At 47.9% G+C, this 16,768-nt stretch carries 14 protein-coding genes; 2 read left to right on the top strand and 12 right to left on the bottom strand.

Features of this window, described 5'->3' with window-relative positions; genetic code table 11:
- Window positions 1-8: 8 nt before the first annotated feature.
- Entirely contained in the window at window positions 9-545 is a 537-nt protein-coding gene (locus BFO_RS12120; RefSeq protein ID WP_014226051.1) for an LOG family protein, read from the bottom strand.
- 107 nt (window positions 546-652) lie between these two features.
- Here BFO_RS12120 and BFO_RS12125 point away from each other — a divergent pair, with 107 nt between their 5' ends.
- A complete protein-coding gene (locus tag BFO_RS12125; RefSeq protein ID WP_041590928.1) occupies window positions 653-1,228 on the top strand; it encodes a CDP-alcohol phosphatidyltransferase family protein in 576 nt (191 codons plus the stop codon).
- Window positions 1,229-1,324: 96 nt separating this feature from the next.
- On the opposite strand, the gene BFO_RS12130 is transcribed toward BFO_RS12125, so the two are convergent.
- Together BFO_RS12130 and BFO_RS12135 are read right to left on the bottom strand one after the other, a co-directional pair.
- On the bottom strand, window positions 1,325-3,319 hold the full coding sequence (locus tag BFO_RS12130) for a DUF3352 domain-containing protein (RefSeq protein ID WP_041590929.1): 1,995 nt from the start codon (window positions 3,317-3,319) through the stop codon (window positions 1,325-1,327).
- A gap of 9 nt (window positions 3,320-3,328) precedes the next feature.
- On the bottom strand, window positions 3,329-4,585 hold the full coding sequence (locus BFO_RS12135; RefSeq protein ID WP_014226054.1) for a type IX secretion system plug protein: 1,257 nt from the start codon (window positions 4,583-4,585) through the stop codon (window positions 3,329-3,331).
- 197 nt (window positions 4,586-4,782) lie between these two features.
- Between BFO_RS12135 and BFO_RS12140 the strand changes: the two genes are divergently transcribed.
- Complete coding sequence (locus BFO_RS12140; protein WP_014226056.1) at window positions 4,783-6,048, top strand: nucleotide sugar dehydrogenase; 1,266 nt, start codon at window positions 4,783-4,785, stop codon at window positions 6,046-6,048.
- 42 nt (window positions 6,049-6,090) lie between these two features.
- Here BFO_RS12140 and BFO_RS12145 read toward each other — a convergent pair whose 3' ends face one another.
- The 9 genes from BFO_RS12145 to BFO_RS12180 all read right to left on the bottom strand — a co-directional run bounded on the left by BFO_RS12145 (window position 6,091) and on the right by BFO_RS12180 (window position 16,732).
- Entirely contained in the window at window positions 6,091-7,170 is a 1,080-nt protein-coding gene (locus BFO_RS12145) for a mannose-1-phosphate guanylyltransferase (RefSeq protein WP_014226057.1), read from the bottom strand.
- Between the two features lie 85 nt (window positions 7,171-7,255).
- Entirely contained in the window at window positions 7,256-7,690 is a 435-nt protein-coding gene (locus BFO_RS14590) for a hypothetical protein (protein WP_140230637.1), read from the bottom strand.
- Window positions 7,617-8,099, bottom strand: a complete 483-nt coding sequence (locus tag BFO_RS14595) for a hypothetical protein (RefSeq protein WP_140230638.1) — start codon at window positions 8,097-8,099, stop codon at window positions 7,617-7,619. The genes BFO_RS14590 and BFO_RS14595 overlap by 74 nt, the downstream gene beginning before the upstream one ends.
- Window positions 8,100-8,120: 21 nt before the next feature.
- Window positions 8,121-10,421: a GH92 family glycosyl hydrolase gene (locus BFO_RS12155; RefSeq protein WP_041590930.1), complete on the bottom strand. Its 2,301-nt coding sequence runs from the start codon at window positions 10,419-10,421 to the stop codon at window positions 8,121-8,123.
- Window positions 10,422-10,461: 40 nt separating this feature from the next.
- A complete protein-coding gene (locus BFO_RS12160; RefSeq protein WP_014226059.1) occupies window positions 10,462-11,205 on the bottom strand; it encodes a shikimate dehydrogenase family protein in 744 nt (247 codons plus the stop codon).
- Complete coding sequence (gene ubiE / locus BFO_RS12165) at window positions 11,202-11,963, bottom strand: bifunctional demethylmenaquinone methyltransferase/2-methoxy-6-polyprenyl-1,4-benzoquinol methylase UbiE (RefSeq protein ID WP_014226060.1); 762 nt, start codon at window positions 11,961-11,963, stop codon at window positions 11,202-11,204. The genes BFO_RS12160 and ubiE overlap by 4 nt, the downstream gene beginning before the upstream one ends.
- A gap of 6 nt (window positions 11,964-11,969) precedes the next feature.
- Complete coding sequence (locus BFO_RS12170; RefSeq protein WP_014226061.1) at window positions 11,970-12,917, bottom strand: phosphoribosylaminoimidazolesuccinocarboxamide synthase; 948 nt, start codon at window positions 12,915-12,917, stop codon at window positions 11,970-11,972.
- A gap of 20 nt (window positions 12,918-12,937) precedes the next feature.
- Window positions 12,938-13,912, bottom strand: coding sequence for a PhoH family protein (locus BFO_RS12175; RefSeq protein ID WP_014226062.1), 975 nt, complete (start codon window positions 13,910-13,912; stop codon window positions 12,938-12,940).
- A 156-nt stretch (window positions 13,913-14,068) separates the two neighbouring features.
- Window positions 14,069-16,732, bottom strand: a complete 2,664-nt coding sequence (locus BFO_RS12180; RefSeq protein ID WP_041590931.1) for an Eco57I restriction-modification methylase domain-containing protein — start codon at window positions 16,730-16,732, stop codon at window positions 14,069-14,071.
- Window positions 16,733-16,768: the final 36 nt, after the last annotated feature.

Consider the following 16,768-nt stretch of genomic DNA (forward strand, 5'->3'; position numbering starts at 1 on the left):
TCCTTCTCTCAGGTTTCAATCATCCGCATAGCTTCTTCCGGCGTTTCAGCCACTTGCCATAGCATGCGTCTCTGCAAACGCATAAATTGTTCGTCTTCGGCACGGTTCAGCATCTCCAACAAAGGATCGTAATAATGGTTCGTGTTAAGAATCACCACCGGATGATGATACAGTCCCAACTGTCTCCATGTGATGATTTCCATCAACTCTTCCAGTGTACCGCAACCTCCCGGCAAAGCAATCACCGCATCAGACATATCGGCCATCCGCTGCTTGCGCTCGTGCATCGTTTCAACACGAATCAACTCTGTCAGCCCCGAATGACACCAGCCGTTCTCTACCATAAAGTGCGGAATGACCCCGACGACCGTTCCTCCCGCCTTCAACGTCGCATCAGAAATGACCCGCATCAGCCCGAAGCTTCCGGCTCCGTTAATCACCCGCCAGCGGCCTTCGCCAAGCAATGTTCCCAAAGCTTCGGCAGCCTCGGTATATCCCGTGTCGATCCGCGAACTGGACGCACAATACACACAAACTGATCGCATATTCAATCGCTTTTTTAGAAGCGGCAAATTTAGATAAAATCTCGGAGATTTTATCTAAATTTGCATGCGAATGCGGGCAGAGCCAAACGCCCACCTTAGATAGACAAATGATGAATAAAGGACTGAAAAAGATTCCGAACATCTTATCGATATCGCGCATCATCCTTTCGCCGATCATGCTCGCTATGGCTGACCGGCCACCTGCTCTGGCTGCCTTGATCCTGCTTATCGGACTGACTGACATGGCCGACGGATTCATTGCCCGGCGCTATCATTGCCGAAGTGCTTCCGGTGCACGGCTCGATTCGCTCGGCGACTGGATATTCTTCAGCACGGCAGGGATCGTCTTTTACATGAAATACCGGTCGGTCGTATCCGATCACATCTGGGAGCTGGCAGCTATCCTAACTGTCAGAATCCTCTCGCTCTGCACCGCCCGATACCGCTTCGGACGGTTCCTTTCCATTCATACACTCGGGAACAAACTGACCGTAGTGCTTGTCTTCGCCACCATGCTGTTCATCGTATGCGAAAGCAAAGTGAACGAAATCATCCTGAAAACGGCGTTTACAACCGCCCTGCTATCGGCCGTCGATGAATACTTGATTATCTTGACAAGTGGAAAAATAGATATCGACCGGCGCAGTTTCTTTTCTGGAAAAACGACCCAAAAACGTTCCTGAAGAATTCCTTCTCTAACTGTCCCCAACCATCATATCAGCACATTTCAAGAGGGCTGTTCGGTAGCGCATACGAAGGAATGAAGAGGAAGGCATTCCTTACAGTCGAACTTTCTTCTCCAGCGCACCGTCTTCCGTATAATATTTCCATGTACCCGTCGGATGATCCTTATCGTACCGGCCGCGTATTTTCAAGCTGCCATTCTCAAAATATTCGTGATATTTGCCGTTACGCCGACCGTTGCGTATCTCACACTCGCTCTTCAGCGCACCTCCAGAATAAAACTCGCGATAAATATTTCCTTGAAATTTCTCGGCATAGAAACGATTCAACTCGTCAATGACAGCCTTTTCCGATATCTCGGTATCATTCTCTTCGTACAACGCTTCTTCCGGCATGACCGGCGGATGATAAGGATGATAATTCATAACCATCCGCAAAGCGACCTTCTGTCGATCACCAACGATCTGCAAAGCAGAGTAAGGAAACGAGTAGACAATCTCACGATTAGCCGACCAGCCTTCCCACGTCTTCTGGTTCAAGAGGGGCTCCATAAGCGGGAAAAATTTGATGCTGTTCGTATAAACGAAGTACGTAGAGCGGCTATCGATTTGCGCAAGCACCTGCTTGAAACCGTTGTCGTTACGCAACGTACGTTCCTGCTCATAGTCTTCGATGAAGGAGAGCAATGTCGCCGGTTTGTTGCTAAAGACCACAAAATCGTTCACATATGTATAATAAGGTTTTTCGAACTTCTCAAACATTTTTCCGAAAAAGAGAGCAAAGAAACCTTTCAGTTCGACATAATTGATCTCATATCCTTTATAATTGGCCTTTCGGATATGAACTGGCGTGTTCTTCTTCACCTGCTTCTCGATATATTCCATCTTTTCCTGTGCCCGTCCAAGCTCTTCGGCACGAACAGCAAGTAGCATCTCCGTGTCATGCCCCAACAGTCCCGGTTCAAGTTCAATGACCGCAAACTCGCCGGCCATCCAGCTCAGGAAATCATCGCGCAACGATAGATCAAGCATGTTTTCAATGCGCTCGTATGATTCTTTATAAGTCGCATAAAGCGACGGCTCATTGTTGGCCAGCATCCCCTCCATCTCTTCGACGAACGATACCGGATTGTCAACGCAGATGCTGGTGTAAAAAGCCGTACGATCCGACAGTATCTTATGAGCGGTCATTTCCCGGCCTTCCGAATGCAGGAGAGTCGCTATATAAGGGCTGACCGTATCTTTCAGAAAAGTATATCCTTTCAATGCAAATTTTTCCTTATCGGCTTGCAGGCTTAGTCCGGTATAGGCCATCGAAGCGCCGATAGCCGGCAGATAGCCCTTTCGCTTGCCCATATACAGGTCAAGCAAGCGAGGCAAGGTGGCGTGCTGCACGAAGATACGGCATACCCCGTCATCATCGGTCGATTGATCGGCTTCCATAAAAAGCGGGTCTAATCCGATGACCGGGTCGTTACGTTCCGAGATGGAAGCTTCAATGAGTCCAGCCGTCGAAGACGCGATGTAATGATTATCTACAAAAGCCGTATAAAGCATGTCGCGTGTCTTGGGATCACGCAGTTCAATAATCTCCGTGTCCTTGTATTTCCGATACGTCACTCCGTAATTCATCCATGCGTAGAGCTTGTCGATCTGTTCTTTTAAGGCCTTTACCTCTGAGACCTTCTGCAAGTCAAGGATATATAGAAAGCCGAGCTTCTCATGGCGCATGCGATGTACCGAAATCATCAAATCTCTTTTCCCTGCTAACGCGAGAAGTCGCTCGTTAGCCTGCAGGGCGGAATCAAGCTTACTCGCATCCCGTGCGACATCGGCAAACGCGGGACTGCGCCTGAGACATTGCCAAGGTTCACTCGTACTGAATCGCTTCCAGTCACTGACCGGATTATTGGAATGAAGAATAAATACCGCATCTCCGGGTACGAGGTAAATCTGCTGAGTTGAACGATGCGGGGCATAATAAAACATGACCAAACGGTACATCCCATAACCCATCAGCAGTAAAAGAACGGACAGGATCATCCATTTTACAGGATTTTTCTTTTTCGTTGTTTGTTTGTTTTCTTCCATGATGTTAATTTATAAAACAAAATGCGTGTTGCGAAGGGTCAGTTTACCGATCAGCCGGTCATAACGCATCCCCATCGGACGATGATAGACGAGAATCGTATATTCGTTTTCGGTCTGGTAATAATCGCCCTCTGTCGGCAATGTCTGTGCCTTTGTTTCCCCATGAGGGAGCAATACATACTGATAATTATAATATCCCTGCTTCAACATTAGCGCTTTTTCATACTGCCGTGTCTGGGGGTTATATTCCATCCGGCTCGTCTCATTGAACTGATTTTGCACAAAGTCCCCCAACAGATAAACATCGCCTTCGAGCAACGGTTCGGAAGCATACGTAAAATGAACAATATAATAATCGGCTTCCGTGTCAGGGTTGTTACAGTCACTGCAACGGACAAAGAAGCGCCCGTCCTGATCCTGATCATAACGGTAACCAGTGTGCATTCGGCTTCGGTCAATCATCAGGTCGGCATGATAATAGGGATTGTAAAACCCGATACCGTCGATATTCAGTCCGTTGTAACGATGTGTCAAGAATTCGAAACGACGGTATTCGTTGCCACCTTCAAAAATCAGCTCACGAAGATGTTCATACGTCAGCCGGTTGCCTGTAATTATCTGCGGCTGCACATTCCTTGCCACATTATCGTCCCGATTATTCTGATAAACATAGATTTTCAGCTCTTTCTCCGGAAAGTTCACCGTTACCCCCTTTCGATCGATCTGAAAGTTGATCTGCTGATGCTCTTTGTTAAAGGATATATCGGTGTTACCGCTAGCCGTGGCGTCGATGCCGATGAGCGGTTCATAAACACCGAATCGTACCGAACAAACGATTCGGTCCGGTCTTTCTTCTTCATAAACGTACAACAGATAATTGCCCGATACCTTAAAACGGATGTTGTCATTGGGCAGGTAAAGGCGATAGTTCATGTAAGATACGGTCGTATTGAACGATGGAGAATAATCGTTGATGGTCATGCCCTGAAAGCCGTCCATATATTCGATCGGGGTCAGCATCGAAGGGTTCCAGTCTGCATCGCAATGGATGATCGAATAAGCATATTGTCCCTGCGTATGGTTCAACACATCGAAACTGATCTCAAGCCGGTGGTCGCTATTGAGTTCGATATAAGGTTCTGAAATCTGTTCTCCGGCTACCTTCACTTGAAGGCTTTTCACCCGGTTCGAGAAAACCTCCGTCCGGCCATTCTTTTGCGCAGACAGATGACAGGCAAGAATCACCCCCCAAACCACAATCATCATTCGATCTATGTATTTCATTTTCGCTAAAAACATCAAAAAACAATGCCCAAAGGTAAATGTTTGGAAGGATGTAACCAAATGTCTTGGACGGAAAACAACGTATCCGCCCGCTATTTCGGTGGGGAAAGAAAAAAAGTACTATTGCAACAAAAAACTTCGATTTTGAAGATTCGGAAAGATGTGATTACCTTTGTTCCATGAAATCAACAAAAATCTGCGTCATCGGAATGGGATATGTCGGGTTGCCTTTGGCACGCCTTTTCTCTACCCAATATCCGACCATCGGTTTCGATGTAAACCCCGTGCGGGTCGAAAAAATCATGTCGGGACACGACGATACGCTCGAAGTGTCCGACGAATTGTTGCAGGCAGCCTTGAAGAACGGTTTCCGATGTACGACGAACCCCGAAGACCTCCGCGACTATAACTTTTATATCGTCGCCGTCCCTACTCCGATCGATGTATACAACCGTCCGAACCTGAAAGCGTTGATTGACGCCAGCACGACGGTAGGAAAAGTCATCGGAAAAGGAGATATCGTCGTATATGAGTCGACCGTCTATCCCGGTGTGACAGAAGAAGAATGTCTTCCTGTCGTAGAACAGGTTTCGGGAATGAAGCTCAACATTGATTTCTTTGCCGGATATTCGCCCGAGCGAATCAACCCGGGAGATAAAGGACATACGGTAGAAACTATTCAAAAGGTGACTTCCGGATCTACGCCGGAGGCAGCCGAGCAAATCGACACCGTATATCGCTCCGTATTGACGGAAGGAACGCATAAAGCACCTTCGATCCGCGTGGCCGAAGCTTCCAAGATCATCGAAAACGCCCAGCGCGATGTCAACATCGCATTCATGAATGAGCTGGCCAAGATATTTAATGCGATGGGTATCGATACGAACGATGTGATCGAGGCAGCCTCGACAAAATGGAACTTCATACGAATGCATCCCGGACTCGTCGGAGGGCACTGCATCAGCGTCGATCCTTATTATCTTATCCAAAAAGCGCAGGTCTACGGTGTGCTGCCCCGTATCATGACCACCGCACGACGGCTCAATGACGGTATGGGTGCCTACATTGCAAACCAAACTGTTATGTATATGAATAAAAAAGGGATTCTTGTGAAGGATGCTAAAATTTTAATCATGGGGTTCGCTTTCAAAGAAAATTGTCCGGATACACGTAACACAAAGGTCATGGATATCTATCATACGCTACAGGAATATACGAGCCGTATCACGATATACGATCCGTGGGTAGACCCATCCGACGTTCGGGAAGTGTACGGCGTCGACGTCATCACCGAGCAGCCGGCAGGGAAGTACGACGCCGTGATCCTTGCCGTTGCACATAAAGTTTTCGGTGCGCCCGATATTTCCGGACTGCTAAAAACGAATGCCGTCGTCTATGACGTCAAAAGCGTTTTGCCGCGCGAGATCGTAGACGGAAGATTATAGATCGTATCGATTTTGCCCCCTCTTGCTTCCATGCGTAGTTATTCAACTAAATTCTTGGCCGTATTTAATTTGTGCATCGGCCATGTATTGCTTGATTCGTTGCTCTTCTCCTTTCTTGCAAATCAGCAATACATTACCCGACTCGGCCACAATATACTCCTGCAGTCCTTGAATGACGGCTAACCGATCCGTATTTTCCAATGCAATGATATTGCCTTCGGATTCGTAAAGCAAGGCTCTTGTTTTCAGCACAGCGTTATCGGCTTCGTCACGCGGAGCAATATCAAAGATCGATCCCCACGTACCCAGATCCGCCCATCCGAAATCGACACAAAGCATATAAACGTTATCGGCCTTCTCCATGATCCCGTAATCAATCGATATGCTCGGACAGTATGCAAAATGTTCTTTGATAAATGCGTCTTCGGAAGGAGTGTTGAAGATTCCCATTCCCATGTCAAAACGTGCGGATATATCAGGAAGATGGCTGCGTATGGCGTTTAAGATCGTGTCGACATTCCAAAGAAACAGCCCTGAGTTCCAAAAAAATTCGCCACTTTCCATAAAGACTTTGGCCAGTTCCAGATTCGGCTTTTCAGTAAATGTCTTGACCTTCGTAAAGTCTCCGATCATCGTTTCACTGCTTTGGATGTAGCCGTAGCCTGTTTCCGGACGACTCGGTCTGATACCTAACGTGACCAAGGCACTGTGCCGGCTTACGAAGTCGAACCCTTTTTGGATGGCTGCAAGAAATTCTTCTTCCTTGAGGATTAAATGATCGGACGGAGCAACAACAATATTGGCTTTGGGATTACAAGCCTTGATATGATAGGCGGCATACGCAATGCAGGGTGCCGTATTGCGCCGTACAGGCTCAAGCAATATCTGCTCGTCAAGCAGCTGGGGCAACTGTTCTTTGACCAAGTCGGCATATCGCTCATTCGTGACAACATAGATATTCTTCATCGGAACGATTTTGGCAAAACGGTCAACGGTCATTTGCAGCAACGATCGTCCGACACCAAAAAAATCCAGAAACTGTTTTGGTTTATTCTCCCGGCTGAAAGGCCAAAAGCGGCTTCCGATACCGCCTCCCATAATTACGCAATAATTATTCTCCATAACATGATTATTTCCCTACAAAGAAAACGAAAGAATCGAATATTTCGTCTGTTTTTACGAAAAAATAATCTTCCTTACCAAAAGATTACCGTCCGACTTCCGCTTTTACCCACTCGATTTCATAGCCTTGATCGTCAATGCGGGTATCGCTCAGGAAATGGACGTATGACAGTCCGTGCTGCGACTCGTTTCGGAGCGGTACAGTCAAACGCTTTCGGTTATCGACATAGACCTCGGCCGCAGGATGCTTCGTATCGAGGTTCCAGTCGATACGGATAAGGTACGGCTTGTTGTCGCTGATATTAAGCATTTTATGGCTTAACGGAACATCAAACGGCGCATAATAACGAGCTACGCTGTCCGTGGGGTTGAACCACCGGTCGTTGAGCAAAAGATGTCCTTTTGTGGCAAGGTCGTTGAAACGGAGGGAAACGGTAAATCGTCCCTTACGAAAGGCGGGGAAATTCCAGACTGCACCACGGAGGGAAGTAAGCAGCGAATCGTTGAAAAGGCAACGCACCTGCAACCGCCCGTCGACGAGTGCGCACCCTGGCGTACGGTTGTATCCGCAATGCTCGACGATTTCCCTTATAATAACTGAAGACCGACCATTGACGAAGGCTGTCGGAGAAGTTACAGAAGCGGCTTCGCGCCATGAGCCAGTCGACATCGAAGATCAGCATCACACGGTGATGCGCCGACTGTCCGAGCGAGACCAGCACGCGACCGGGCTCCGTTTCGACGAACTGGCTCTGGTGAACGCTCTTATCGATACCGAAAGCCGTACCGAAATCGGCCGCATCGCGTCGCGGGTCAAGATAAAGCTCACGGAAGCCGTGCCACGTGCGTCCGTCGTCGGCAGAGAGGTACACACCATCTTCATGCCAATGAAGGAAAACTCCCCCTCCGACATTCTGTGGTTGACACATGTCGGGCCATTCTGCCCCGCCTCACTCCCACTTCTTTTCCGATACCGAAAACGAGTATGGAAAGTCCGAAGGCTTTGTTCCTCGGTTAAGGTTCGGGTGATCGGACATACGGAAGTCGAGCGTACCGCCGGACAGCAAATCCTTATGCTTCACATAGTTTTTGATGTACGGTTGTCCGTTCAGATGTAACGATTCCACGTAAACATTGTGGGCGTTATTCTCCGGTGCGTTGATAACCATCTGCTTGCCGTCCTCGAATGTCAGTGTGGCTTTTTTGAACAGCGGAGCTCCCAACACATATTCGTCTGTTCCCGGGCACACGGGATAGAAGCCTAATGCTGAAAAGACATACCATGCCGATGTTTGCCCGTTATCTTCGTCGCCGCAATATCCGTCGGGAGTCGGCAAATAAAGCTGCTCCATCACGCGGCGCAGCCAATATTGGGCTTTCCAAGGCTCACCGGCGTAGTTGTAGAGATAAATCATGTGTTGGATGGGCTGATTACCATGCGCGTAATTTCCCATATTCATGATCTGCATTTCGCGTATTTCGTGGATCACCGCGCCATAATAGCTTTCGTCGAACAGTGGCGGAACGGTAAATACCGAGTCGAGCATCGTCACGAACGCCTGACGTCCACCCATCAAATCGATTAGCCCTTGCGGATCGTGGAAGACCGACCACGTATAATGCCAACTGTTCCCTTCCGTAAAAGCATCGCCCCATTTGAGCGGTAAAAAAGGCGACATAAACGTACCGTTTTCATTACGTCCACGCATCAGGTTCGTTTCCCTGTCGAACACATTCCGGTAGTTCATCGCCCGTCGGGCATACTGTGCGATTTCTTTCTTCGGACGTTTCAACGCTTTCGCCAGTGTGTAGATGCACCAGTCGTTATACGCATATTCGAGTGTACGAGCCGTATTCTCCCTGATCTTTACATCGTACGGAACATAGCCCAGCCGGTTGTAGTATTCGTGTCCGAGACGGCCTGTCGAAAATACTTTCGGATGCACATGTTCCGTTCCATGAATTAATCCCTGATACAGTGTCTCCACATCCTCGACCTTTATTCCTTTCATATACGCATCTACGAGTACCGATGCCGAGTTGTTTCCGATCATACAGTCGCGATGTCCCGGGCTTGCCCATTCGGGGAAAAAGCCGCTCTCCTTATAGGTATTAATCAGTCCTTCCTGCATTTCTTTGTTCTGCTCCGGAAACATCAGGTTCAGGAATGGGAACAGGCAGCGGAAAGTATCCCAAAAACCCGTGTCGGTGTACATAAATCCGGGCAGTACTTTCCCGTTATACGGGCTGTAGTGCACGATCTTTCCCTCGGCATCCACTTCGTAAAATTTTCGTGGGAAAAGCAGCGAACGATACAGGCATGAATAGAACGTGCGATACTGGTCAAGACTTCCTCCTTCTACACGGATACGACCAAGCACCTTGTTCCATTCGGTTTTTCCCTGTGCAACTATCGCATCGAAACGATCTACATCCAGTTCTTTTAGATTTTGTTCCGCCTGTTCCGGACTGATAAACGACGAAGCGACACGTGCATGGACAATCTCACCTTTTTCCGTCCGGAAGCCAATCACGGCGCCCGTATGTCCGGCCGTCTGCTCCAGTTTGTCCGTATGTAGCGTTTGATCGGTAAACGTAGCACGGTATGTAAACGGTTTATCGAAGACAATCACAAAATAATTTCTAAAATTCTCCGGTACGCCTCCGCTGTTCTTCGTCGTATAACCAACGATCTTGTTCTCTTCCGGAATCACCCGCACAGACGATCCTTTATCAAAAGCATCGACGACGATATAAGAATGTTCGTTCTCCGGAAACGTAAAACGAAACATGGCTGCTCGTTCAGTGGTCGTTATTTCCGCCACCACATCATGTTCGGCCAGATACACTTTATAATAGTACGGTTTTGCTACTTCCGCCTTATGAGAGAACCAGCTGGCACGTTTGTTTTCATCAAATTCAGGCGCTCCTGTCACAGGCATGATCGAAAATTGTCCGTAATCGTTGATCCACGGGCTGGGCTGATGGGTCTGTTTGAATCCCCGTATCTTGTGAGCCGTATAGACATACGTCCATCCGTCTCCCATCTTTCCCGTCTGTGGAGTCCAGAAGTTCATGCCCCACGGGCGGGCGATGGCCGGATACGTATTGCCCGTAGACAATTCGTGCACCGACTGCGATCCCATCAACGGGTTCACGTATTCTGCAGGGTCGAGCGATTCTGCCCCTGCTTGAGGAATACTGCCAAGCAGCAGCAAGCTTACCGCAATACTACAAATATTTTGTTTCATTTTTTTCGTTATGGTGTTATTTCTTCTGTTTTTTATCTGTTTATCCGTTCCAAATATCCCATGCCGCGAACGCTTGCAAAAGAAGCATCTCAAGACCGTTTTTGACAACGGCTCCGCGTTCTTTCCCCTTACGCATAAACAACGTTTCATCAGGGTTATAGAGCAAATCATAAAGCAGGTGATCAGGAGTTATCCAATCATACGGAATACTCGGACACTCATCGACCTTGGGATACATACCCAGCGGAGTGGTATTGACGATTACTTTATACTGTTCCATGATGGCGGGGGTAAGCTCATCGTAAGTGAATCCGGTATTCTGTTTGGTTCGTGAGACATACGTCGCTCCTACTCCCAACTGTTTGAGGCCATGAAAGACGGCTTTCGATGCTCCGCCCGTTCCGAGGATAAGCGCTTTCGTGTGCAACTCGTGCAGTAACGGATCGATCGATTGTTTGAATCCGGTGATATCGGAATTGTGTCCGATCAGTTTGAGTTTTCCAAAATGCCCGCGTTTGAATTTGATGACATTGACTGCACCGATGTTGCGGGCATTTTCCGTGAGGTCGTCGAGCAGCGGAATGACTGCCGTTTTATAAGGTAAGGTCACATTCAACCCGCACAAATCGGGATGATCATGTAGGACGTCTTTCAGTTCTCTAATATCTTTAATCTCAAAATTAACGTATTCCGCATCGATATTTTCCGATTGAAACTTCTGGTTAAAGAAGTTCCGTGAGAAAGAATGTCCCAGCGGATATCCGATTAAGCCGTATTTCTTCATTTGCCGATCGTATTTGAATGTCCGTGCTTCGTCGCCGAATAAAGAGAACAAGTTCCTCCGGTGAATGTCCTTACCTGCACATCAAACCCCTGTCGTTCGAGCAGTCGTACCATCTCACGTCCCTGCGGCATCTTTCGGATCGAGGCCGGCAAGTAACGATAAGCTGATTTCTCGAGACTGAACCAGCTTCCCACCAGAGGAATAATTGTTCTCGAATAGAGTGCGTAGAGTTGTTTCATCGGGAAATATTCCGGAGTCGATAACTCCAGTATCCTTAGTTGTCCGTCGGGGCGGAGCACTCGCTCCATCTCCGACAGGCCGCGTTCGAGATCGGCAAAGTTACGCACCCCAAAAGCGACGGTTATGGCATCGAACGAATGGTCCGAATAAGTCAACGTCATGCAGTCCTGATGTTCGAAAGAGATGCGGGAAGCATAGCCTGCTTTGGTAGCTTTCCGCCGTCCGACGGCCATCATCTCTTCGGAGAGGTCAGCCGCAATGATCTGTTGCGGCTGCAGTCGGCGGCACATCAGCAGAGCCAAATCGCCCGTGCCTGATGCGACATCCAGAATGCGTTGCGGCGAGGATGGACGAAGCGAATCGACCATCTTTCTGCGCCACAACCGGTCCATCCCAAGCGAGAGCATGCGATTGAGCATATCGTACCGTCCGGCAATGGAGTCAAACATTCGCCGAACTTGTGTTCCTTTGTCTTCGTCGCCTGCATACGGCAACACCCGTTCTACCTCGACAGACATAGGAGTTTATTTCTTTTTCAGAAAGTCTGTTACATTCTTTTCAATCCGTCCGGGGAGATCATCCGTCAAAGCCTTCACAAACGTTTCGCCGGTGATTTGTTCGTACAGCTCGATGTAACGATTCGATATGCTTTCGACGATATCCGACGTCATCTCGGGCACCGGCTGTCCTTCTTTACCTTGGAATCCGTTTTCCATCAGCCATTCGCGTACAAACTCTTTCGATAGCTGGCGTTGCGGCTCTCCCTTGGCAAAATGCTCTTCATACCCTTCGGAGTAGAAATAACGCGACGAATCGGGCGTATGGATTTCATCAATCAAATAGATATCGCCTTCATAAGTCCCAAATTCGTATTTCGTATCGACAAGGATCAATCCGCGTTCGGCAGCCATTTGCGTACCGCGTTCAAAAAGTGCGAGCGTATATTTCTGAAGCGTGGCATAGTCGGAGCGTGACATTAGTCCTTTCTTGATAATATCTTCTTCCGAAATATCTTCGTCATGCATTCCCATCTCGGCCTTTGTCGTCGGGGTGATAATCGGTTGGGGAAACTTTTGGTTTTCCCGCATTCCGTCGGGAATTTTCACGCCGCAAATCTCACGCACCCCGTTCTTATAAGCGCGCCATGCGCTGCCACAAAGATAACCGCGTACAATCATTTCGACCGGGAAACCTTTACATTGTATGCCGACAGTAACCATCGGATCAGGTGTAGCCAATTTCCAATTCGGGCAGATATCTTTCGTTTCATCCAGAAATTTAGAAGCAATCTGATTCAGAATCTGACCTTTGTAAGGAACGCCTTCGGGCAGTATGACATCAAATGCCGAGATGCGATCGGTTACGACCATGACGAGTGTTTCGTCATGAATGTTATATACATCGCGAACTTTACCGTGATACACGCTTTTTTGTCCGGAAAATTGAAATTCTGTTTTGACTAATGCTTTCATATGATCTGTATATAAAGAAGTTATTTATTTAGTTGGATTGCTGATTCTTGCGTTTCGGGTGGTTTGTCGTTTTTCTCGTACGCCTCGACAATACGTTGCACGAGTTTATGGCGTACAATATCTCCTTTCTCGAACTCTACCCTCCCAACCCCGTGCACTTTATGAAGCACCTGCATGGCATGTACAAGTCCCGAAGCGGTTTGTGGAGGAAGATCGATCTGGGTGACATCGCCCGTAACGATCATCTTGGCATTCAGACCGAGACGGGTGAGAAACATTTTAATCTGATGTCTTGTCGTATTTTGCGCCTCATCGAGGAGAATGACCGCATCATTCAGTGTACGTCCTCGCATAAAAGCCAGCGGCGCTATCTGAATGACGTTGTGATCCATGTACTCCCGGAGCTTCGTCGGAGGGATCATTTCCTGCAACGCGTCGTAGAGCGGCTGGAGGTACGGGTCGAGTTTATCTTTCATTTCGCCGGGCAAAAAACCTAATTTCTCACCGGCTTCAACTGCCGGACGACTCAGGATGATCCTTCTCACTTGTTTGCTCTTCAGCGCTTTTACAGCCAAGGCAATGGCGACAAATGTTTTTCCGGATCCTGCGGGCCCGATCGCAAACGTCAGATCGTTTTCTTCAAAACTTTTGGCCAGCAATTGCTGATTGGCCGAACGTGCGACAATCGCTCTGCCATTGACACCGTGAATAATCAAATGTTCCTGTTTGGCCGAAGCCACCTCATTCCCTTTGATGATATCGGTTAATATTTCTTCCGAAAGCGTATTGTATTCTTCACAATACTTTTCGATTTCTTTGATTTTGCGAAGAAACGTATCCAGTTCGCCTTCGTCGCCAATAATTTTCATGATGTTTCCTCGAGCCACAATCCGAAGTTTGGGATACAGTGTCTTAAGTAATTGCATATTGACATTGTTCACGCCGTAAAATGCAACCGGATCTACATTGTCCAGAATATATGTTCGTTCAATCATACGTAAGCGTGTTCCTTTTCGTCTTTTGTCTCATGCCGGATTTTGAAACTGCAAAAGTACGAATAATTGTATATTGCACGACTTAATCCCGGACAAAATATCATCCTGTCCGAATCGCATATTGGATGAAGAATCTCTTCACAAGACGTTTGCATATTATGTATGTGAAATATTTGAATCAATAAAACGTCGTTCTTCCTCATTCAGATCATACATCTCGTAAACGAGCCGATCTATCTTGCCATCCAGTTCCTCATTCTCCAACTTATGCACATCGGATGTACGTTTGTTAACAAGCGATATGACCTCCGACTCGACCTTGATATTGGGGATCGGTATTTTCAAGGCTTCGAGAGTGAGGACACTGATCTGCATATCACCGTTGGGGAGATGCGGTGCATCTTGCAACATGTATCTTCCGAGCTTGGAATTGAGTACTCCAAGCAGGTATTTGAGATGTTGCCCTGTCGCGAAACAAGTCGTATCCAATGTAGCGCATCCCCTGTAGTCAAGGCAAAAGGCTGAAGCAGACGTTTCGCGTTTCCAAACAATTTTCTGCTGCGTAAAGTCGTCCCATTCATTGCTGGTTGCGTAGTTTTGCAAAGCATACCACTCGAAAGAGACACCCACCTCTGCCGCATCTCGTGCGGCAAGTTTGCTTCTGTATGCGGCCAAATGTTCGTAAATGACCGGATATTGCTGCCGGAATCGCTGTTCGGCGCGTTCGGAAGCCATTGTGATGGTCCGGTCATAAAGCAGGGGAAAATGCCAGGGAACATAAATGAGCCACTGGTCGGATTTTTCGGGGATGTAACGCCGGATATCTTCTCCTTTTAGCAAAGGTTTGAGGATATCGACATTTTTGTAATCGGCCAGAATAAATTCGTCTTTCGTGGCTCCGTCGATGATAAAAGCTTCATCGAGTCCTGTTCTGATCCCCGAATACAATTGGATGTCCCATGCCTCGAGAGGGGTTCCGGCCTGTTCTATTTTTCCCCGGATATGTTTCTCCGTTTCCGTGAGGATGACGAAACTCGTCGTAGACGCGGATTGCGTCTCATCCGTAGCCGCCTCGGTCGAGGCATACGTTCCATGATCATTCAGATATCGTTCCCAATTGGAGGTTTGCGGATCAAAATCACTTTTGAGGCAGCAATTCAATGTTCGATGCCGGTTGAAGGCTTTCTGAAGGATAACAATGCCATGATCAGCCAATGTTTTATCGATCTTACAGCTGTCACTAAATTCGATGGTGAGCAGCGGGTTCATCTCTTCCATGAGATATTGACGCATCTTGCTGGCTTGAACAGATTTCATCCATCCGTTTGACGCGATGTAAGAAAGGTAATATTCGGGTTTAAGCAGTTTATTGCCGAGTTCATAAAAGAGGCTGGAAACTTCGCCCGTGCGTTTATAAGCCCGGTAGTTGAGTTGTTTGTAGATATCGATCGGTTCGCCCCCGATCTGCACGAGCGTATCCGGCGGATTCCCGATGATCAGATGGAAGCCGATGAAATCAGCTGATTCATCCAGCAGTTGCGGGAAATCACAATGCCATTCGATGGCATGTTTAAAAATCGGATTGTTCTTGGTGCCTTCGATTTTTTGCTTGTATTTATCCACCATCGACTGCGCATCGAGCAGGCGAGCTTTGACGGCTTTGACTTCTTCTTCGTTCATTTCGAAAAGACTTGGCGCTTTGAGCGTTGCCAATTCGCGTTGCCAACGGAGCAATTCTTCGTTGTTCTTATCATCCCACGTGATCTCCATCAGCAACTTTCGCTTAATCGCTGCCAGCATCTGCCCTGCCGTATTTTTCTCTTCCGGAGTGCGGGCTTTTTTATAATCGTCAGCCAGCATTTTATATTCGCTTACCGAGCACCCGATACGTTGGAAGACGGGCTTGAGATCATCGTATATGGAAATCCGGCTGACAAGGGCATCCCCACAGCGCAGATTAGGCTCAATAAGAGGTAGAGAATGAGGCTGACCGGTATCCCTACATACATGTTTGAGTACGTCGGCCCAAAGACGGATGCGTGCAATGGTCACGGCAATCGGGTCAATATCGACGCCAAAGAGACAATGTTCGATCAAGGTCTGTTTTTCTTTCATCAACGTGTCCTGGATGCGTCGGCATTCGGGAGTGTCCGCTGTCAGCTCGATGGTTTCGGAGCGTCGCTTATCGCGTACGACGAGTTTTCCGTCGTGTATGAGTATTCGGTACGGAAAAAGCGGGTTACCATCTCTGTCGGACAGAATGCCGAGCTGCGATTTGACGGCAATCATTTCGTTGAGCGACTGTATCAGGAAAAAGCCCGACCCCATGGCCGGATCGCAGATGCGGATGGTGTTGAAGGTTTCGTTGGCTTCGTCGGGATGGTCGACGATACGGCAAGACAACTCGGTCAGATCGGTGTACCGACTGCCAATGGCTTCGTTGAACACATGCAGCACGGTGCGTCGTATGCCATCGTGACACATGTATGCCCCCACATAAGGAGAAACGGTTTGGTTCCGGTCCAACTTCACAATAACAAATTCCAAGACAGACAGCGCCTGTGCCCAGGTCAGATTGCCTTCGCTGCATAATTGCTGCATGGCGGATGCGACCTCTTCGAGGGTCGGCTTCCAGTTTTTTGCATCACGCTGTGTCAGGAGATATTGCACTTGGTCTTTGATTTCACGCAACCCCAGCTGCTGAAGAAAAGCCGCATAATAAGGGCGTTGGAGAAAAGAAGCTGACACTGGCTGTCCATTGCTTTCGGAAGCAGTGACAAAAGGTATATGGAGAGGCAACTGTTCTTTTTCAAACATCATTTTTATTCCAAATTTTCAGGATGACTTGACAAAGGT

The sequence above is a fragment of the Tannerella forsythia 92A2 genome, assembly GCF_000238215.1.
In the GTDB taxonomy this organism is placed as follows: domain Bacteria; phylum Bacteroidota; class Bacteroidia; order Bacteroidales; family Tannerellaceae; genus Tannerella; species Tannerella forsythia.

Coding starts and splice junctions, on each gene's coding strand:
- BFO_RS12120 (WP_014226051.1), bottom strand. CDS start 545: ATGCGATCAGTTTGTGTGTATTGTGCGTCCAGTTCGCGGATCGACACG.
- BFO_RS12125 (WP_041590928.1), top strand. CDS start 653: ATGATGAATAAAGGACTGAAAAAGATTCCGAACATCTTATCGATATCG.
- BFO_RS12130 (WP_041590929.1), bottom strand. CDS start 3,319: ATGGAAGAAAACAAACAAACAACGAAAAAGAAAAATCCTGTAAAATGG.
- BFO_RS12135 (WP_014226054.1), bottom strand. CDS start 4,585: ATGATGATTGTGGTTTGGGGGGTGATTCTTGCCTGTCATCTGTCTGCG.
- BFO_RS12140 (WP_014226056.1), top strand. CDS start 4,783: ATGAAATCAACAAAAATCTGCGTCATCGGAATGGGATATGTCGGGTTG.
- BFO_RS12145 (WP_014226057.1), bottom strand. CDS start 7,170: ATGGAGAATAATTATTGCGTAATTATGGGAGGCGGTATCGGAAGCCGC.
- BFO_RS14595 (WP_140230638.1), bottom strand. CDS start 8,099: ATGTGTCAACCACAGAATGTCGGAGGGGGAGTTTTCCTTCATTGGCAT.
- BFO_RS12155 (WP_041590930.1), bottom strand. CDS start 10,421: ATGAAACAAAATATTTGTAGTATTGCGGTAAGCTTGCTGCTGCTTGGC.
- BFO_RS12160 (WP_014226059.1), bottom strand. CDS start 11,205: ATGAAGAAATACGGCTTAATCGGATATCCGCTGGGACATTCTTTCTCA.
- ubiE (WP_014226060.1), bottom strand. CDS start 11,963: ATGTCTGTCGAGGTAGAACGGGTGTTGCCGTATGCAGGCGACGAAGAC.
- BFO_RS12170 (WP_014226061.1), bottom strand. CDS start 12,917: ATGAAAGCATTAGTCAAAACAGAATTTCAATTTTCCGGACAAAAAAGC.
- BFO_RS12175 (WP_014226062.1), bottom strand. CDS start 13,912: ATGATTGAACGAACATATATTCTGGACAATGTAGATCCGGTTGCATTT.
- BFO_RS12180 (WP_041590931.1), bottom strand. CDS start 16,732: ATGATGTTTGAAAAAGAACAGTTGCCTCTCCATATACCTTTTGTCACT.